At 35.5% G+C, this 19964-nt stretch carries 19 protein-coding genes and 1 tRNA gene; 16 read left to right on the top strand and 4 right to left on the bottom strand.

The annotated features are described in order from the left end of the window. Nucleotides 1-9: 9 nt before the first annotated feature. Nucleotides 10-987: an acyltransferase gene (locus KIK00_RS13010; protein WP_255812815.1), complete on the bottom strand. Its 978-nt coding sequence runs from the start codon at nt 985-987 to the stop codon at nt 10-12. 198 nt (nt 988-1185) lie between these two features. Here KIK00_RS13010 and KIK00_RS13005 point away from each other — a divergent pair, with 198 nt between their 5' ends. The 11 genes from KIK00_RS13005 (at nt 1186) to KIK00_RS12955 (ending at nt 11672) form a co-directional block, all read left to right on the top strand. Then, nucleotides 1186-1659: a lipocalin family protein gene (locus KIK00_RS13005; protein WP_255812814.1), complete on the top strand. Its 474-nt coding sequence runs from the start codon at nt 1186-1188 to the stop codon at nt 1657-1659. 180 nt (nt 1660-1839) lie between these two features. Further along, nucleotides 1840-4653, top strand: coding sequence for a leucine--tRNA ligase (gene leuS, locus KIK00_RS13000; protein WP_255812813.1), 2814 nt, complete (start codon nt 1840-1842; stop codon nt 4651-4653). A 240-nt stretch (nt 4654-4893) separates the two neighbouring features. Next, nucleotides 4894-5757, top strand: a complete 864-nt coding sequence (locus tag KIK00_RS12995; RefSeq protein WP_047373530.1) for a MotA/TolQ/ExbB proton channel family protein — start codon at nt 4894-4896, stop codon at nt 5755-5757. Nucleotides 5758-5818: 61 nt separating this feature from the next. Then, a complete protein-coding gene (locus KIK00_RS12990; protein ID WP_149833702.1) occupies nt 5819-6427 on the top strand; it encodes a biopolymer transporter ExbD in 609 nt (202 codons plus the stop codon). 11 nt (nt 6428-6438) lie between these two features. Beyond that, nucleotides 6439-7008: a biopolymer transporter ExbD gene (locus KIK00_RS12985; protein WP_047373528.1), complete on the top strand. Its 570-nt coding sequence runs from the start codon at nt 6439-6441 to the stop codon at nt 7006-7008. Nucleotides 7009-7037: 29 nt separating this feature from the next. After that, nucleotides 7038-7880 (top strand): energy transducer TonB, encoded by an 843-nt coding sequence (locus KIK00_RS12980; protein WP_255812812.1) that lies wholly within the window; start codon nt 7038-7040, stop codon nt 7878-7880. A 75-nt stretch (nt 7881-7955) separates the two neighbouring features. Next, nucleotides 7956-8153 carry a DUF308 domain-containing protein gene (locus KIK00_RS12975; RefSeq protein ID WP_172617109.1) on the top strand — a complete coding sequence of 66 codons (198 nt, stop codon included), beginning with the start codon at nt 7956-7958 and terminating at the stop codon, nt 8151-8153. Next, on the top strand, nt 8143-9015 hold the full coding sequence (locus KIK00_RS12970; RefSeq protein ID WP_255812811.1) for a PstS family phosphate ABC transporter substrate-binding protein: 873 nt from the start codon (nt 8143-8145) through the stop codon (nt 9013-9015). The genes KIK00_RS12975 and KIK00_RS12970 overlap by 11 nt, the downstream gene beginning before the upstream one ends. Nucleotides 9016-9106: 91 nt before the next feature. Further along, on the top strand, nt 9107-10759 hold the full coding sequence (locus tag KIK00_RS12965) for a hypothetical protein (RefSeq protein WP_255812810.1): 1653 nt from the start codon (nt 9107-9109) through the stop codon (nt 10757-10759). Nucleotides 10760-10841: 82 nt separating this feature from the next. Next, complete coding sequence (gene bshB1, locus KIK00_RS12960) at nt 10842-11561, top strand: bacillithiol biosynthesis deacetylase BshB1 (protein WP_255812809.1); 720 nt, start codon at nt 10842-10844, stop codon at nt 11559-11561. A gap of 35 nt (nt 11562-11596) precedes the next feature. After that, nucleotides 11597-11672 (top strand) — tRNA-His (locus KIK00_RS12955). Nucleotides 11673-12025: 353 nt separating this feature from the next. Here the strand turns inward: KIK00_RS12955 and KIK00_RS12950 are convergent. Together KIK00_RS12950 and KIK00_RS12945 are read right to left on the bottom strand one after the other, a co-directional pair. Next, nucleotides 12026-12361 carry a DUF3276 family protein gene (locus KIK00_RS12950; RefSeq protein ID WP_034701927.1) on the bottom strand — a complete coding sequence of 112 codons (336 nt, stop codon included), beginning with the start codon at nt 12359-12361 and terminating at the stop codon, nt 12026-12028. Nucleotides 12362-12460: 99 nt separating this feature from the next. Further along, the gene (locus KIK00_RS12945; RefSeq protein ID WP_255812808.1) at nt 12461-14122 is read right to left on the bottom strand and encodes an ABC transporter ATP-binding protein; all 1662 of its coding nucleotides are present in this window, start codon (nt 14120-14122) and stop codon (nt 12461-12463) included. A gap of 91 nt (nt 14123-14213) precedes the next feature. On the opposite strand from KIK00_RS12945, the gene KIK00_RS12940 reads away from it, so the two are divergent. The 5 genes from KIK00_RS12940 to KIK00_RS12920 all read left to right on the top strand — a co-directional run bounded on the left by KIK00_RS12940 (nt 14214) and on the right by KIK00_RS12920 (nt 18018). Next, a complete protein-coding gene (locus KIK00_RS12940) occupies nt 14214-15119 on the top strand; it encodes a transcription antitermination protein NusB (RefSeq protein WP_255812807.1) in 906 nt (301 codons plus the stop codon). A gap of 1 nt (nt 15120) precedes the next feature. Beyond that, nucleotides 15121-15627 carry a DUF1573 domain-containing protein gene (locus tag KIK00_RS12935; RefSeq protein WP_255812806.1) on the top strand — a complete coding sequence of 169 codons (507 nt, stop codon included), beginning with the start codon at nt 15121-15123 and terminating at the stop codon, nt 15625-15627. Nucleotides 15628-15637: 10 nt separating this feature from the next. Beyond that, nucleotides 15638-16000 (top strand): preprotein translocase subunit YajC, encoded by a 363-nt coding sequence (gene yajC / locus KIK00_RS12930; RefSeq protein WP_149387236.1) that lies wholly within the window; start codon nt 15638-15640, stop codon nt 15998-16000. 148 nt (nt 16001-16148) lie between these two features. Next, complete coding sequence (locus tag KIK00_RS12925) at nt 16149-16883, top strand: SDR family NAD(P)-dependent oxidoreductase (RefSeq protein WP_255812804.1); 735 nt, start codon at nt 16149-16151, stop codon at nt 16881-16883. A 289-nt stretch (nt 16884-17172) separates the two neighbouring features. Next, nucleotides 17173-18018 carry a mechanosensitive ion channel family protein gene (locus KIK00_RS12920; RefSeq protein ID WP_255812803.1) on the top strand — a complete coding sequence of 282 codons (846 nt, stop codon included), beginning with the start codon at nt 17173-17175 and terminating at the stop codon, nt 18016-18018. A gap of 56 nt (nt 18019-18074) precedes the next feature. On the opposite strand, the gene ligD is transcribed toward KIK00_RS12920, so the two are convergent. Next, nucleotides 18075-19946 (bottom strand): DNA ligase D, encoded by a 1872-nt coding sequence (gene ligD / locus KIK00_RS12915; protein WP_255812802.1) that lies wholly within the window; start codon nt 19944-19946, stop codon nt 18075-18077. Between the last annotated feature and the right edge of the window lie 18 nt (nt 19947-19964).

Below are 19964 nucleotides of genomic sequence, written 5' to 3'. Positions count from 1 at the left end.
AGTGTAAAATTATAAAAATCTTTTTTCATAAAGATGCCAGGAAGCAATTCCTACCCCTATAACTACCAACATACATACCAATCCCATGAAATAAGGATTATAATTGGCAAAAAGTCCCAATGTTGCAAATACCCTGATGATAGGGAAGTGAAATATATAGATCCCATAAGTGAAATCTCCGTACTTTCCGAAATTATTCAAAAATTTAAATGAGTAAGCAATATACAGCACAATAATACTGATCATCATCGGAGAGAAGAATTTTATTTTAAAAATAAGATCTATCCAGACCGTAATTATAGCAATGATGAATAAAGTATTCTTATGTTTGATAAATTTGTCGAAATTAAAGTAAATCAGCATTCCGCCAATGAAATAACATAGGGAGCCCGGTAGCTGCCTTGAAAGAGCCGCTTTTCCAGCCATTTCAAAATAATTAAGATAAATCAGAGAAAGGAAATACAACACGATCAGACTGATATTTCGGTATTTATTATTTTTTCCAAACAATAAAAACATCAGCGGAACAGCTATATAAAAACACATTTCTATCTTAAGGGTCCACAATGCACCATTCACAGCCTGATTTCCGAATACGCCGGGAAGCCATGGCGCTTTAAAATTCATGAAAATTGAATTCCAGAATAAATATTTATAAACCTGCGTATTGCCGAAATATTCAGAAAAAGGAAGCGTGCTCACCAGGCTCAGTAATACAGCACATAGGAAAACAACTAATAGGTAAGCGGGAACAATCCTGTTGAATCTCTTTTTAGCATAACTTTTTAGACTGGAAGACCTCTCATAGCTTCTTGCAATAAGAAAACCACTCACAATGAAAAACGAGAAAACAGCTACTTCTACCGGACTGTAGGTTAAAACGGCCAGTTCGCCAGAACCGCTTAAAGCTCCCAGATGTCCTACAAAGACTATGAAAGCAAGGAGAACGCGTATAAAATCAAAATTGTTTTTCGTAATATCCTGCATTTGTATTTTCTTTCTTACAAAAATAACTTTTTTAATAAAATGAACGGGCCCATATATTCAATATTTGTTAAATAAAGGGAAAATGAGGTCTGAGTGTTTTAAAATATATATAAATAAAGGTCGATGAAATAATTTTTCATAAAAAATAGTAATATAAATCAAAAAAATTATAATTTTAGCGCTTGAAAAAATTGATCTATGAAGAAATTAGCATTACTATTTGCAGGTTTGTCTTTGTTTGCAGCTACAGGATGTAGTGATGACAATGATACTGTTCTGGAAGCTCCTCTAGTTGGGACATGGCAACCGTTAAAAGAAGTAGTTACCACTGTTGAGGTTGGTGAAGACCCGGTTTCTAACACGATTACTTATACTGACTGTCAGAAGCAGACCAGATGGTGGTTCAGCGTTGACTCCAAAGGAGGGAAAACGAACTGGGGAGATACTGCTACACCTGGTCAGTGTGCTATTCTTTCTGATATAAAATTCAATTATACCTATAATAAGGAAGGAAAAGACGTTCAGATGAAAATTCAGGGGATAGTAGAGCCGCAAAATGCAAAGGTTATTACTTTGGATGCTACAACGCTCAATCTTGCTGTAAGAGAGGAAACTCAGGATCCTACTATATTCCAGACAAGAACATATACCTTCAAAAGAGTTACTCAATAATAGTATATACTTCAGGATATAAAACAGATCTCATCTCCGGATGGGATTTTTTTGTTGGGATAGAATTGCAATTCATCATAAATTAAATTTCCATTTACTTTAAAATCATTATTTTTGTGAATCTTGTTAAAAAGAAAATAATTCAATATTTTAAAGTCTAACATATAACATATATATAAAGTGTTTTACGATCATCAGCAGATAGAAAAAAAGTGGCAGAAATACTGGGAGGAAAATCAAACCTATAAAACCTCTAATAATACAGATAAACCCAAATTTTACGTACTCGATATGTTTCCGTATCCATCCGGAGCAGGTCTTCACGTAGGTCACCCGCTGGGATATATAGCATCGGATATCTATGCAAGATATAAGAGACATCAGGGATTTAATGTTCTTCACCCGGTAGGATATGACAGCTTTGGGCTTCCTGCTGAGCAGTATGCTATCCAGACAGGACAGCATCCGGCTATTACTACAGAACAGAATATCAACAGATACGAAGAACAGTTAAGAAAAATCGGATTTTCATTCGATTGGAGCAGAGAAGTAAGAACTTCAGATGCGTCTTATTATAAATGGACACAATGGATCTTTATCCAGCTGTACCACTCTTGGTATAATAAAAATACCGACAAGGCAGAATCTATTGATTCCCTGATTCAACATTTTGAAGAAAAAGGAACAGAAGAATTAAATGCCAATCAGAATGACGAATTAAATTTCACAGCAGAAGAATGGAAGAGTGCTTCCGATCTTGATAAAGAAGATATCCTGTTAAACTATCGTCTTGCTTACAGAGCAGAAACCACTGTAAACTGGTGCCCTGCATTAGGAACTGTATTGGCAAACGATGAAGTAAAAGACGGAAAATCTGAAAGAGGAGGGTTCCCTGTTTTCCAAAAGAAAATGATGCAGTGGAGTATGAGAATTTCTGCATACTCTGAAAGATTATTACAAGGATTGAATACTTTAGACTGGCCGCAGCCTTTGAAAGACTCCCAGGAATACTGGATCGGTAAGTCTCAGGGAGCACAGGTTCAGTTCAAGGTAGAAAGCCATGATGAAACCGTTGAGGTATTTACAACAAGACCTGATACTATATTTGGAGCAACTTTTATGGTATTGGCTCCGGAAAATCCTTTAGTAGAAGCAATCACTACTGATGCTCAAAAAGTAGAAATAGATACTTATATTGAAGAAACCTCCAAAAAAACGGAAAGAGACAGAATGTCTGACGTGAAAAACGTGAGTGGAGCTTTCACAGGAAGTTATGCAATCAATCCGTTCAGCAATGAAAAAATGCCGATCTATATTTCAGACTATGTGTTGATGGGATATGGAACAGGAGCGGTAATGGCTGTTCCGGCACATGATGAACGTGACCACAGATTTGCAAAGAAATTCAACCTGGAAATTAAAAAAGTTGTAGAGACAGAAGAAGACATTCAGGAAAAATCTTTTGATTCCAAAGATTCCGTTTGTGTAAATTCTGATTTCTTAAACGGATTGAATTATAATGATGCAAAGTCAAAAATAATTTCAGAGATCGAAACCAAAGGAATCGGTCATGGAACAACGAACTACAGACAGCGTGATGCAATTTTCTCAAGACAACGTTATTGGGGAGAACCTGTTCCTATATATTATAAGGATGGAATGCCTTACACGTTGCCAGCTTCTGCTTTACCATTGGAACTTCCTGAAGTTGAAAAATACTTACCTACAGAAGACGGAGATCCACCATTAGGGAATGCGAAAGAATTTGCCTGGGATGAAGCTAACCAAAAAGTAGTTGCTACAGATCTGGTTGATGATAAAACTATTTTCCCGTTAGAATTATCTACTATGCCAGGTTGGGCTGGAAGCTCATGGTATTTCCTTAGATATATGGATCCGCAAAATGACGGAGAATTCTGTGCAAAGAATCTTTCAGACTATTGGGGACAGGTAGATTTATATATTGGAGGCAGTGAGCACGCAACCGGTCACTTATTATATTCCCGTTTCTGGAACATGTTCTTAAAAGACAGAGGATATATCAATCATGATGAGCCATTCCAGAAATTGATCAACCAGGGGATGATCTTAGGAATGAGTGCATATGTATATAGAATTGACGGAACTAATCAATATGTTTCTAAAAATCTGGCAGGAAATTATCAGACTCAGCAGATCCACGTTGACGTATCCTTATTAAAAGGAACTTCTGACGAATTGGATACAGAAGCTTTCAAAGCATGGAGACCTGATTATGCTAATGCAGAATTTATTCTGGAAGATGGAAAATACATCACAGACCGTGAAGTAGAAAAAATGTCCAAGTCAAAATACAATGTAGTAAATCCTGATGATATCTGTGAAGAGTACGGAGCAGATGGATTAAGATTATACGAAATGTTCTTAGGCCCACTGGAACAATCCAAACCTTGGAATACTCAGGGATTAAGTGGAGTTTATGGTTTCCTTAAAAAATTCTGGAACCTGTACTTCAATGGAGATGTATTTGAAGTTTCAGAAGAAGAACCTACAAAAGAAGAATATAAAGTTTTACATACTTTAATAAAGAAGGTGGTATATGATATTGAGAACTTCTCATTTAATACATCTGTATCGTCCTTTATGATTGCTGTGAACGAGCTTCAGAAAATAAAATGCAACAAGCGCAATATTTTAGAGCCACTGGCCGTTATCATTTCTCCGTATGCTCCTCACATCTGTGAAGAACTATGGAGTTTGTTAGGACACAATACGTCTATTGAATTTGAAAAATTTCCGGTATTAAATGAAGATTATCTGGTTGAAGACGAAATTCAATATCCGGTAAGTGTAAATGGTAAAATGAAGTTCAAAATTTCACTTTCAGCTCAATTATCTGCCAAGGAAGTGGAAGATTTGGTGATTTCAAGTGATAAAATGCAACAGATTTTGGAGGGCAAAACCCCTAAAAAAATCATTGTAGTCCCTCACCGTATTGTGAATATCGTAATTTAAATAAAATTTAACATTGGGAAATTAAAAAAAATGGGTGTCTTATTTTTTTGATTTTTTAACTCAAATGTTAAATTTGGGGAAAATAAATAAAATATTTAAAAATAATTATTATATCGAAATCGTATTAAAATTTCTTTATCAAAAAAAAGCAAAATGTTTAATTAAGACTCTTGCATTTTAATTAATTTTGCCTTTAATTTACACCCTGTAAAATTTTAAAACAATATAATTTAGTTAAATATGGAAATGAATGTTTCAAAAAATGATGAGCAAGTAGTTGCTAGAAAGGCAGGAGGTTTAAATCCAGCTGTTATTATTCCTATTCTATTTATTATAGGAGTATGTATTTATTTATTCGTTCTTGGTAGCCCAGGAAACTTTAAAGATGCAGATAAACTAGGAAGTGGGTCTGTAGCCTTTTCAAGTGTTGAAGGAAAAGACATTCACCCAGAATCGTTTTTAGGTATTATCTACAAAGGAGGGGTTATCGTACCAATCTTGATTACTTTCATGATTACTGTAATCGTTTTCTCTTTTGAAAGATATTTCGTTCTTGGTAAAGCAGCAGGAAAAGGAAACTTAGACAACTTCGTTGTACAAGTAAGAAGCTTACTTAACCAAAACAAAATTGACGAAGCTATCGAAGAGTGTGACAGACAACAAGGTTCTGTAGGTAACGTAGTAAAAGAAGGTCTTACTACTTACAAAGCACTTTCTCACGATACTACATTAAATAAAGAGCAGAAAATGGTAGCTCTTAACAAAGCTATCGAAGAAGCTACTACTCTTGAGATGCCAATGCTTGAGAAAAACATGATGATCCTTTCTACTTTAGGTACTGTTGCAACGTTAGTAGCACTACTTGGAACGGTAATCGGGATGATCAAGGCATTCTTCGCATTAGGTTCAGGAGGTGGTACTCCGGATGCTGCTGCTCTATCTACAGGTATCTCTGAAGCCTTGATCAACACAGCATTAGGTATTGGTACTTCAGCAATTGCTATTATCCTTTATAACTTCTTTACATCTAAAATTGACGGATTAACTTACAAGATCGACGAGATCTCTATGAGTATCCAACAATCTTTCGCTGAATTCAACTAAGAATTAGCAAGATATTTGCATTAGCAATTAAAAGAAGTTTAATTAAAAATATTTTATAATAATGGCGAGAGTCAAACCAAAAAGACATGGAGTAATTACGGACATGACTGCAATGTGTGACGTTGCGTTCCTACTCCTTACGTTCTTTATCTTGACCACTCAGTTTAAAAAACCTGACGTGGAGCAGATCAAACCGCCATCTTCAATTTCGGAAAAATTGCTTCCTGATGCTAGTTTAATGACTATCAACGCTACTCCGGACGGAAAATTCTATTTCCAACCAGTAGAAAATGCATCAGAAAGACTTGCACTTTTGGATAAAATGGGGCAAAAGTATGGGATTACTTTTGACAACAATCAAAAAGCAGCTTTCCAGAAAATTCAGGCAATTGGAGTTCCAATGAACCAACTTAAGGGGTATTTGGATATGCCTGCAGATGAGCAGAAAAATTATAAGAGTCCTACAGGTATTCCTATGGACAGTACAAATAAACAATTAATTGATTGGGTAAAAGAAAGTTTGAGCGTTAATCCTGACTACAAGTTAGCTATTAAAGGTGACGTTACAACTCAGTACCCTAAAGTTAAAAGTCTATTTGAGGGTTTAAGAGATATTGATTTTCTTAAATTTTGGTTGATTACATCACAAGAAGGTAAACCTAACGAATAATATCGATAGAAATGGCAGAAGTACAAGTACAAGAAAAAGGCGGCAAGGGCGGCAAGGTCCGTTCCAAGAAGCAGAGTACCAGAGTCGATATGACTCCGATGGTGGACTTGGGTTTTCTATTGATTACCTTCTTTATGTTCACAACTACATTCAGTAAACCGAATGTTATGGATTTGGGTCTTCCGGCTAAACCGAAAGATGAAAAACAAAAACCACCTCCAACAGAAATTAAACTTTCTAACTCAATTTCTATTTTATTAGGAAAAGATAACAGAGTATTTTGGCACCAGCAGGATGCTACATCCTTGAATGACCAAACTCTTATGGAAACTACTCTTGATAGAGAAGGAATTAGAAAAGTAATTCAGCAGGCAAAATCTAGAGCTGCAGATCAAACGAAATTTACCGTGATCATTAAGCCAACTGACGATGCTGTATATAAGAACTTTGTTGATATTCTTGACGAAATGGCAATTACCAAAAGTGAGCAGTACGGTGTTACTGATATCAAGCCTTGGGAAAAAGCTATTTATGAGAAAAAAGTAGGAGGTGCTGCTGCACCAGCTGCTGCTACAAAGTAATTTAACCATAAAATTGTTATATCTAATCTATGGCAGATGAAAATGTATACGGTCAGAATCTTACTCTAGACGAAATCGTATTTGAAAATAGAAACAAGGAATATGGTGCCTACGATATTAGACATCAGTATCCGAGACTTTTAACAAAGTCTTTTATCATCGGAACAGCATTATTCCTTTTGGCAGCTTTGTCTCCGTTCATCTATCTTACGATTAAAAATCTTACAGCTCCGCCTAAACAAGAAGTAAAGGCAGATCTAGTAGATATTATCGAAGAAGATCCGATTATTGAGCAGCCTAAGGAAGAAGAACCACCTCCGCCACCTCCACCTCCAAAAGAAGAGGAGAAAATTGAAGTGATTCAGAACGTAGTTCCTGAGCCTGTAAAAGCTCCGAAAATTGAAACTCCACCACCACCGATTTCTAAGCAGTTGGAAACTACAACTGGTTTGAATAATCAGGAGGGGGTAAAAGCTCCGGCTTATACGCCACCACCGCCACCACCATCTACAGGTACTAAAGCTAGTACAGCAGAGGTGAAAGCAAATAATCCTAACGAGATCTACAAAGATGTTGACCAGTCTGCAGAATATCCTGGAGGTATGGGAGCATTAAGAAAGTTCTTGGGAGATAACTTTGATACTTCTCTAATGGAAGGAGGCGAAGGAACGCTTAAAGCTAAGCTGAAGTTCGTTGTAGAAAAAGACGGAACTGTTTCTGCAGTTACTATTGAAGAGAAATCTCCAAATGGTGACTTTAACAGTGAAGCTGTACGTGTAGTTAAGAAACTTAAAAAATGGACTCCTGCGAAGAGAAACGGGGAGAGCGTTAGATCTTATTATAGTGTACCATTTACTATGAACTTTGAATAAGACTTATTTATTCAATATATAAATAAAAAGAGAAGCATATGCTTCTCTTTTTATTTTTTTTGGTATTTTTGTTACATGATGTTCAATTGGTTATCCCTGGTTACGGGATTGTTTTATATCGTTTTAGGAATTGTAGTGATTGTCTACAAATTCTTCTTTACTATTTTGGAACCTGCTGTTGCCTATGCACTAGGTGTAGTACTGGTTATTTATGGTATTTTCAGAATTTACAGAGCGATCTCAAGAATTAAAAAATCGAGAAATGAAGAATAGTTTTAAGCTTGCAGTAATTTTTGTTTTAAGCATAATGCTTGCAAGTTGCAAAAAGGAGAAAAATGCTCCTTCTTATCACAAAGGTGATCTTACAATTTTTACTGACGAGTCTTTTCAAAGTGTCACAGAAGCATTGGCTGACGGCTATATGATCAATTACCCTGAAACTCACATCAAAGTAGAAACCAAAAAAGAAGATTTGGGACTTCTCGATCTTCTGAAGGGAAGTGCTAAAGTGGTGGTGATGTCCAGAAATCTTACTCCTGAAGAAATAAAAACATACGAAGAAAGAACAGATTTAAAATTTCTTCCTGCTAAATTTGCTGCAGACGCTGTAGTTTTTGTAGTTCCTAAAGATTCTCCGAAAGAAAATATTTCAATGGAGGAAATCAATAGTGGGCTGATGTCTGATAAAAAGGACTTCATTTTCGATGGAACCAACTCAAGTAATCTGAATTTTGTAGCTGAAAAATTAAAAAAACAGCCAAAGGACCTTCAATTTTCCATTATTCCGGGAAATCAGAAGATCATAGAGGAATTAGGGAAATATCCTGATAAAATAGGGGTTGTAGGGCTTAATACTTTTAGCCGTCCTTATGATAAAACTTCTGAGAAACTAAGAGAAATGGTTAAAATTCTCCCTATTGTAGAAAAAGGGAAGCTTTACAATGCAGATTTTGAAGGGCTTCGAACAATGGAATATCCATTTACAAGAGTTCTTTATTTCTTGATTAATGAAGGTAATTTTAATATTGCCAATGGATTTATAAGATTTTCGTGCACCCATTTAGGGCAAAAAATTGTGCAGAAAGAAGGTCTGCAGCCTTATAACATTTATAAGAGAGAAGTTCAGATGCGTTAAAAAATATTAAATTCACAATTTAGCCTTGTTAAAAATATTGATTTGGTCTGAAAATTGTGTAGAATATAACTCAATTATTAGAAAATATAAAATGAAAGATATAATGAATATGAATGTAAAGAAGATTGCTTTTGGAGCAGCCGTGGTATTTTTTACCGGTTTTGCCTCTGCACAAACATTGCAGGATGGTATCAACAGTATAGACAGTGATAAATTTGCTCAGGCAAAAACAAATTTCACTGAAATGATCGCTAAAGAGCCTACAGCTGAAAACTACTTCTATTTGGGAAATACTTTCTTAAGACAGGGAGAACCAGATTATGCTAAAGCAACTGAAAGCTTCAACAAAGGATTAGCTGCTGATGCAAAAAGCTATCTTAACAAAATCGGTTTAGCTGCTGTTAAATTAGGTAAAGGCGATAAAAATGCTGTAGCTGAAATTCAGAAAGTAGTAACTGATTCCAGAGAAAAAGATGCTGAAGTTCTGTTCAGAGCTGCGGAAGCTTTAACTTTATTCGAAAAGAACAGTTCACCTGATCTTGCTATCCAGTTTTTGACTAAGGCAATTGAGAAAGCTGAGAAAAAAGGTGTTCCTGCACATTATTATTATACATTAGGAGATGCTTACAGATTAAAAAGAATGCCGGGAGAGGCTATGTCTGCTTATGATAAAGCATTACCTACTGCTAAAAATAAAGCGTCCGTTTATACAAGAATGGCAACTTTGTGGATGGCAGCACAACAATGGCAGCAAGCTAAGCAGAACATTGATAAAGCTATTGGTGTAGATGCTACTTATGCTCCTGCCTATAAAGCATTGGCTGGTTATGATATCAGATATCAGCAGAATGCAAAAGCAACACAAGACCTTATCAACTATACAAAATACGCTGACGAAGATCCATATACTCAGTTAGAAATTGCAAAATTATACTTCACAAATGAAGACTACGCAAATTCTAAAACTGTTTTGGATAAAATCTTTGATAAAATTGAAGACCCTATTAAGTTCAAATTAAGAGCTTATCAGGCATATGCAGATAAAAACTATGCAGATGCTAAGCAGAACATGGATACTTTCGCTTCTCAAGCTGAAAAGACAAGAATACAGCCTGCTGACCAAGGTTTACAAGGGCTTATTGCTGCAGGTTTAGCAAAAGACGAAAAAGATGCTGCTAAAAAATCAGCTTTAATGGCTGAATCTCAGCAGAAAGTTGCTATTGCAAAAGCTGCAAAAGATGAAACAATGAAATGGGATCTTGAATTAGCTAACATCGCTGGAGGTGGTGGTGCTTCTCAGGCTGAAGCTGATAAAGGACCTACAAACCCTACAATTGAAGCATTGAAAAAGCAGGTTGCTGCTAATAGTCAGGATTCTGATGCATTATTCAAGTTGGCAACAGCTTATCAGGATGTTAAAAACTGGAACGGAGCAATTCTTACATGGCAAAAAATGTCTGCTCTTCTTCCAGATTGGGCACCGGCATATTACAGCCAGGGATATTCTTACCAACAAGCTGGGAATAATGAAGCAGCAAAATTAGCTTATGAGAAATTCATCAGTACAGTAAAACCGGCAGACCAGGAAGCTAACAAGCAAACTCTTGCTTATGCTTACTTCGCTGTAGCATACATGAGCAAAGATTCTGATGCTGCAAAAGCGAAAGATTATGTTGCTAAGTCTTTACAGTTAGATCCTACTTATCAGGATGCTGTAAAATTAAATGCAGAGATCAATAAGTAATTTAAAATGTAAATTATAGATATTAAAACTTCCCATTCGTAATGTTTGGGAAGTTTTTATTTTAAACTTATCTTTGAATTATATGAAAACTGATATACTTGCTTTTGGAGCACATCCTGACGATGTAGAGCTGGGATGTGGCGGAACTATTGCTAAAATGGTTTCAGAGGGTAAAAAATGTGTAGTTGTAGATCTTACAAGAGGAGAACTCGGAACAAGAGGTACAGATGAAACAAGAAAGGCAGAAGCGGCAGAGGCTGCTAAAATTTTGGGACTTTCAGCAAGAGAGAATCTTGGAATGAAAGATGGCTTTCTAATAAACTCTGAAGAATACCAAATGAGGATCGTAAAAATGATTCGCAAATACCGCCCGGAAATTGTGTTAGCTAATGCTATTGATGATAGGCATCCAGATCATGCAAAAGGAGCGAAATTAGTGTCGGATGCGTGCTTTTTGTCCGGACTGAGAAAAATAGAAACTGTAGAAGAAGGAGAGAATCAGGAGGTGTGGAGACCTAAGCACATTTTTCATTATATTCAGTGGAAAGATATCAAGCCAGAGTTTGTTATTGATATTTCTGAATTTCTGGGCACAAAAATAGCATCGTGTATGGCTTATAAAACTCAGTTTTATGATCCGGATTCTAAAGAACCAGAAACTCCGATTACAACAAAAGACTTTTATGAGAGCTTAACTTACCGTGCACAGGATTTAGGGCGGTTATCGGGAGTTACTTACGCTGAGGGATTTACGTCTGAGAAGTTAATTTCTTTGAAAAATTTTGATGGAATTGTTTGGTAGTTGAGGAAAATGTTCTATATTTGCACTCACAAAACGGTGATTGTAGCTCAGTTGGTTAGAGCGTCGGATTGTGGTTCCGAAGGTCGGGGGTTCGAGACCCCTCATTCACCCAAAGAAAGTACACTTTTTAAAAGTGTACTTTTTTATTTTATATCTGTTTCAATAATAACGGGCACTTCTTTTTCATACTCTTTTTAAAAGCTTTTTTCCATCATATGCTTGTAATTTGTAAGCCAGTGCATAAAAATGGTTCTCTTTTAAGTTCTTGAAAAATAAATTAATGGTTTGATGATTGAATCTGTTATGTTTGTTTAGTCAGAATCAATGAAAAAACTCTTCAAAATATCCAATTTTACTATTATATCTATTGTTACTACTTACTACAAGATTGCATATAAATTGCCTGATTTTAGAGCATAAAAAAAGCATCTTTTTCAGATGCTTGTGTTTTTAGATATTCTTTTTTAAACTTCGTCGTCAGAATCAATTGTGAATGATTTGCTTTTGAAGTCTTTATCATGTTTTTCTGAAATTACATCCTCACCCTTTTCATTAATGATGAAATCTGTGGACTCATTAAACATCTCCTGGAAACTCTTAAAATCTTCCTTATAAAGGTAAATTTTATGCTTCTCGAATGTAGCTTCCCCATTCTCTCCGAAATTTTTCTTACTCTCAGTGATTGTAAGATAATAATCTCCTGCTTTCGTCTCACGCACATCAAAGAAATAAGTTCTTCTCCCTGCTTTTAACACCTTCGTGAAAATCTCATTTTCATGGCGTTCCTTGTATTCACTCATTGTTAGATATTTTTTAATCTTGTTAAGAACAAATATAAAAGAATTCTTTTAATCACAAAATTTTTTTTATGATTTATTTAACAATTGAGAACGAAACGGCTAAGCGGTTACAGAATTGGCAATTTCCGTAAGGTTGATAATTTGATCGGCTTTTTGAGCGCTAGACTCTCTGTGTGTGATGATTATGGAAGTAGCGTTACTTATTTTTTTATCGATATTTTCCAGAATATTCTGCTCAGTTTCGGTGTCTAAAGCAGACAATGAATCGTCAAAAATGATGATATTCGGGTCTTTAATTAAGGCTCTTGCAATACAAATTCTTTGCTTTTGTCCTCCCGAAAGCATTACTCCGCGTTCACCTACAAGTGTTTTATATTGCTCTTTAAACTCTACAATATTCTTGTGAACATCTGCAATATTTGAATATTCTACCACTTTTTCATGAGAAGGGTGATCAATGGCAAAACCTATATTATTTTCTATAGAATCAGAGAATAAATAGCTCTCCTGAGGAATATATCCAATGAAGTTTCTGTAGTTGCTCAGATTATGGTCTTTCAGGTTTTTACCGTCAATCAAAATCTCTCCCTCGCTGGGATCTATCAACCTGCATAAGAGCAGGGCTATGGTTGATTTTCCGCTTCCTGTTTTACCCATAATAGCTAAAGATTCTCCGGCTTTTACTTTAAAACTTAGATTATCCAGTGCTTTAATTCCTGTATTAGGATATACATAAGAAACATTCCTGAATTCTATATCTCCTTTGATAGGGTAGTTTTCGAAATTAGTATTAATGATTTCCGATTTCTTATCCATGAATTCATTGATTCTTTGCATGGATGCTTCAGCTCTCTGGTTCACAGAAGTTACCCACCCAACCATAGAGAATGGGAAGATCAATGTGTTGATATACATGAAGAAATCTGCAATTTTTCCAATGCTTAATTCACCTGCAATATATTTAGAACCGCCAATCCATATAACTGCCACATTCAATAATCCGATTACAAAAAGAATAATAGTAAAGAAATAAGCCTCTGTTTTTGCAAGGTCCAGTGCCTTATTCTGATAATCTGTTACTTTAATGCCATAGTTTTTTTCAATGTATTTCTCTCTGGCAAAGAATTTTACCACACGAATTCCGGAAAAACTGTCCTGAACAAAAGTTGAAATCGCAGACTGGCTTTTCTGCATAATCTTCGACTTCTTATTAATAATTGAACTTACCTTATATATAGCATAAGATAAAATCGGAAGAGGAAGCAAAGTCCATAAAGTCATAGAAGCATCCGTTTTTACCATGTAAATAGCAGTGATCAGCACCAGCACAATCAGGTTGGCTACATACATGACACCCGGACCAAGATACATTCTCACTGCCACAACATCTTCACTTAGCCTGTTCATTAAATCTCCAATAGTGGTCTGCTTATAATCTGTTAAAGATAAATCCTGGTAATGTCTGTAAATTTTATTTTTAAGCTCATATTCTATCCTCCTGGAAGCCACAATGATGGTCTGCCTCATCATAAAGGTAAAAAATCCGGTCAAAAGGGAACATCCAACAATAATTCCAACATAGATCAAAACCTGATGGTTGAAGCCAAGGTTTCCATTTTTTGTCAGCTCATCTACAGATTTTCCTACAAACTGAACCTTATATATATTAAAGAAATTACTGGCAATGATAAATAGTACCCCCCAAAACAAAAGTATTTTGTGTTTCCAAAAATAGGGGTTTAAGGTTTTTAGCGCTTTCATATAGTTTGACAAAATTACAAAAATGTCATCACACTACGAATTTCATCAATTTTAAATTTTGTATCTTTGCACCCATAAAAAAGCTCTTTGAATGTTAGGAAGACGACAAATCCGTGAAAAAGTAGTACAGACAGTGTATTCATACTACCAAAATCCTGTAAAGTTTGATGTTTTAGAGAAAAACATGTTTGCCGGGATAGAGAAAATCTATTATCTATACATCTATCAGCTCAATTTTTTGGTGGGTCTGAAAGATTTGGCAGAGAACCAGATCGAGATTGGTAAGAACAAATTTCTTAAAACTGATGCTGATATTAATCCTAACCAAAAATTCATCAACAACCAAGTATTGCTTAAACTGGAAGAAAATCCTGAAAGATTATTTTTTACAGGCCAGCATAAGCAGTTGAAATGGGATATGCATGATGACCTATTGGTAAAAACTTTCCAAAGAATCACTGCTGGAAAGCGTTACCAGGATTTCATGAAAGAAGAGGGATACTCTTTTGAAGAAGATCAGAAATTTATCGGAAAATTATTTTTAAGATATATCGCTGAAAATGAAGATTTTCATGATTATCTGGGAGATAAAGAACTTTCATGGTATGATGATATCCACATTGCCAACTCCATGGTACAAAAAACAATCGGTTTCCTGAGAGAAGATGAAGAAAGCAGAACTTTAATTAAAATGATTAAAGATGAGGAGGATAAGACTTTCGCTGCAAAATTGTTGAGAGATACTTTGAACAACTGGGAAAACAATGAAAAGAAACTGGGAGAAAGACTTGAAAACTGGGATCTGGAAAGAGTTTCTTTAATGGATAAAGTAATTTTGTCTACAGCGATTGCGGAACTTGATAATTTTGCCTTCACGCCTTCAAGAGTTATTATTAATGAATATATTGAAATTGCAAAAGTATTTGCTACTGACCGTTCCAATATCTTCATCAATGGTATTTTAGATAAATATTGTAAAGATCAAAATAGAATATAAAATGAAAAAGACGTTATCAATTATCGCCTTGTCTATTATAGGCTTTGGGTTAGTTTCATGTAAAAAAGAAAACAAAGAAACTCAAAGTGCTGAAACTGCAACTACTGATTCAACAGCTGTTGCGGCTCCGGTAACCACTGATTCTGCAGCAGCACCTGTAACTGGTGAAGCGGCTGCTCCGGTTTCTAATGAACCATCTACTTCTGTTGCTTTATCTGAAAACAGCTTTGATTTTGGTAAAATCAAAAAAGGAGATAAAGTGGAACACGTATATGAAATTACCAATACCGGGAAAAATCCTTTAATCATTTCTGAAGTTAAGCCAGGATGTGGATGTACTGCTCCTGATTTTACAAAAGAGCCGATTATGCCAGGTAAAAAAGGAAAAGTTACATTGCACTTTGATTCTTCAAGCTTTGACGGAAACGTTCAGAAATATGCAGATGTTTTTGCAAACGTAGAAAAAGCTCCAATCAGATTAACATTCACCGCAAACATTCAACCATAATAATCACAATATGTTGACACTATTTTTACAGGCAGCAGGTGGATCTTCACCTATGATGCTGATCATGATGGGGGTAATGTTCGTAGGATTTTATTTCCTGATGATAAGACCTCAAATGAGAAAACAGAAGCAAGAGAAGAACTTTCAAGAAAACCTTAAAGTAGGTACAAGAGTAGTTCTTACCTCAGGTCTTCACGGAAGAATTGCCCAGGTTCAGGATGATGGTTTTGTTATTGAAACATTATCTGGAAAACTGAAATTCGAAAAAGCAGCAGTTTCCAGAGAAATGACAGAATCTCGTTTTGGAGATAAAACAAAATCTGCGGATAAAGCAGATGACAAAAAAGAAACAGCAACTGAAGAAAAAAAATAATTCAGTCTGAAAATATTTAGCTGCGGCGGGTGAACGAAGTTCACCCGCCGCAGTCTTTTTATACAACTTACCGAACAGAAACAAAATTTAATGAAGATGATTAATCAGTTTTGTGTTCATTAGTGTTTAATAAAATTATCTTTGTCTCATGAATCAAAACACAGACAAAACGGTTCTTATTCTGGGAGCTAATTCAGATGTAGCAAAACAATGTATAAAGCAATATGTTGAAAAAGGATATACGGTTATCGCTGCTTCCAGAAATACAACATCTTTAGAAAACTTTATTAATTCAAATCATCTGGACTCTTCAAAAGTTTCTGTTTTGTATTTTGATGCTGCAGATTTTGATTCACATCAGAAATTCTATTCTGATCTTCCCACAAAACCTCATATTGTAATATATGCTGCAGGATTTTTAGTTGACAATCAAAAAGCATTAACAGATTTCAGAGGTGCCAAGCAAATGATGGAAGTCAATTATATGGGCGGAGTCTCTATCCTGAGTATTATAGCAATGGATAAAAACAATAAAAATCTGGAAAGGATTATTGGGCTTTCTTCATTGTCCGGAGTAAGGGGAAGAAAAAGTAATTTTGTCTACGGAAGCACCAAGGCTGCATTTACTCAGTTTCTGGCCGGATTGAGGCAGGAATTGGCTTCCCGGAAAATCATTGTAAATGCTTTGGTTATTGGCTATATCAGAACAAAGATTAATGAAGGGTTAGAATTGAATGAATCCTTGATCATGGAGCCGGATTATGTGGCAAAATATATTGTGAATGCAGGAAATTCCTTTACCATTGTCCCGAATTTTAAATGGAAAATTATCTATCATATTCTTAGACTTTTACCAGAAAGTCTGGCTGCAAAATTGCCTTAAAAAATATTCATTAATATTCTTTTTCTTTGATAGCTGTTCCACTTCGGTATCGTTTTTGTAATTCTATGACCGAAAAATTATTTCTTCCTGCAAGATTCAATTTCTGAATGATTATTGAGTTAGCTGAAACAATCTGTTCTGCTGTCAATCTATTTTAATCTATAGTATCATTTACTTTCACTTTTGAAGTGCAAGGTAAATTTCTTTTTTAGACTGATGCATTCAATTTCATTTTTAAATCCTGCAGAACTTAATATCTCATTGATAAATAGTAAACATATAGTATAAAATGGACGATTTAGAATTGAACAAGATTCAACAGCACTGGGACACATTAATTTCTTCAGCAATTTCATGGGCACCGAGAGTTTTTACTGCAGTTATTTCTGCATTATTAATTTATCTGATTGGTTCATGGATGATCAGAATGATTAAAAAGCTGGTTGAAAAAGCTTTTATAAAACGTAATATGGAAGCTTCTCTGCGACATTTTCTGTTGAATATTATCAACTGGGGACTTAATATTCTGTTGTTTATCGTTGTTGTAACTCAATTGGGAGTACAGACATCTGCATTTGTTGCCATGATTGGTGCAGCAGGTTTGGCGGTAGGTTTGGCTTTGCAGGGTTCCTTGACTAATTTTGCAGGGGGAATATTAATTTTATTATTAAAACCTTTTAAAATTGGCGACTTTATTTCTACCAATTCCGGAGTTTCAGGGACGGTGCAGGCAATAGATATTTTCCATACAAAACTGGTTACACCACAAAACCAATTGATCGTTATTCCTAATGGTGTAGTTTCAAATAACAGTATTACCAATTTTACCCAACTGGGAACAAGAAGAACATCACTGGATATCGGAGTTGCGTATGATGCAGATCTTAAACAGACCAAAGAGCTTTTAATGAACGTCATTAAAAATAATGAATATGCTCTTGCAATACCTGTTCCGCAGGTAGTGGTTACCGAGCTTGGAGAAAGCGCTGTCAATTTATCGGTAAGAGTAAGTAGTTCTACAGAAAACTATTGGGCTATGAACGAAGAACTAATCATCGGTTGTAAAGAAGCTCTCGATAAAGCGGGGATTGGAATTCCTTTTCCACAGAGAGATATTCATGTTTATAATCAATAATTATATTTAATTTTTTTAAGAACCTCCCGCATTACAATAATGTGGGAGGTTTTAATTTAATCAATATTTTGCAGCAATTCCAGGGCCTTCATCATATCAATTCCTTTACCCAAAACCGGTTTGAACAAGTCTCCTTTTTCCTGGATTCTCTCCAGAGCATTATTAATATTAAAATCTGTAGGTTTCAACCCGGGCTTTAATTCATCCCAATCCAAAGGCATGGAAACCGCAGCTCCCTGCTTAGGTCTCAAGCTGTAAGCACTTGCCAGGGTTTGCCCCGTCCTGTTCTGTAGGTAATCGAGATAGATTTTTTTATGATCTCTTTTTTGAAGGCTTCGTTCTAAAGTTGTGATTTTAGGAAGTCTGTCATTGACCTGTTTCATAAGAATATTGGCGAAATCTTTTACCTGGTCAAAATCATAATGAGCTCCCATGGGAATATAAATATGAATTCCTGTACTTCCGGAAGTTTTGCAATACCCTTTTACTTTAATCGTTTTTAAAACCTCATTCACCTGAAGTGCTGTTTCAATAACCTCATCAAATGTATTTTTGGGAGATGGATCCAGGTCTAAAACCAAATAATCAGGATGCTCAAGATCTGGTAAAGAACTGTTCCAGGGGTTAAGGTCTATACAGCCTAAATTATTCAGATAGGCTAGAGTTGCTTTGTCATTGCAATAAATATAGTCGATGTATTTATCATTGGATTCAGAATATACCTGTGTGGTTTTTATCCAGTCCGGAATATGATCTCCAGCATCTTTCTGATAAAAACCCTGCTCTTCAATTCCATTCGGAAAGCGGTTAAGAGAAAGCGGACGGTTTTTTATATGAGGCAGAATATAAGTGGCCACCGATTGATAATAATCAATGACGTCTCCTTTAGTAATGCCGTCTTTTGGGAAATAGATTTTATCCTGATTCGTCAGTTTTACCATATGTTTGTCCAAGGTGATCTCTTTTTCTTTCGAAGAAACTTCAGTTTTTTTTGATGATGCTTTCGTTTTCATTTCTTTAGATTTTTCGGTGAAGGATGAATCTTTGATATCTTTAAGATCTTTGTCTTCTCGTATTCCTATAAAAACAGGATGTCTGAAGATTCCGTCTCGTGTAATGTCAGAATATTTGATTTCACAGATCATCTCAGGCTTTGTCCATGTTACAGGCATGTTGGTTTTGGGAACTGTTTCAAATGGGGATGATTGTATAACCAGCTTCTGAAGTTTCTGATAAAGCTCTTTTAAAGAGGTGTTACTGAAACCTGTTCCCGTATGTCCGCAATAAGTAAGCGTTCCATTCAAATATTTTCCTAAAATTAAAGCACCGAAATTTTTCCGCGAACCTCTGGGATCTGTAAAACCACAAATAATAACTTCTTCTGTATTGGAAAATTTGATTTTAAGCCAGTCATTGGTCCTGTGGTTTTCGATATATGAACTTTCTGCCCGTTTTGCAATCATTCCTTCCAGTTGCATTTTTCTCATCTGTGTAAAAAACTCAATACCCTTTTCCGGGATATGGTCACAATACTTAATACGATCAGTTTCGTTTAGAGCCTCTTTTAAAAGTTCTTTTCGCTGAATAAGAGGAAGATCTTCGGTAGAATGACCATTCAGCCATAGGAGGTCAAAAACATGGTATACAAGAGCCGCGTCGGGATTATCCCCAATTTGCTGCAAAAACTGGAAATTAGGCTTCCCTTGTTCGTCGTATGCTACAACTTCACCATCCAGGATCATATGATGTTTCTGTTTTTTGAAGTCCAGTACTATTTTTTCGAATTTGGATAAAAATGAAATTCCGTTCCGGGAATAGAAGAGAGGAATGTCATGACTTAAATCGGCAATTGCTCTGTAGCCATCCCATTTTATTTCAAAAACCCAGTCTTTATCATTGAAGGCTTTTTCGGAAAGCTTGGCCAACATGGGTTTTATAAAAGACTT

The sequence above is a fragment of the Chryseobacterium sp. MA9 genome, assembly GCF_024399315.1.
GTDB lineage: Bacteria > Bacteroidota > Bacteroidia > Flavobacteriales > Weeksellaceae > Chryseobacterium.
Note: the sequence above shows the minus strand (reverse complement) of the source record. Positions and strands in the feature narration are given on the sequence as shown.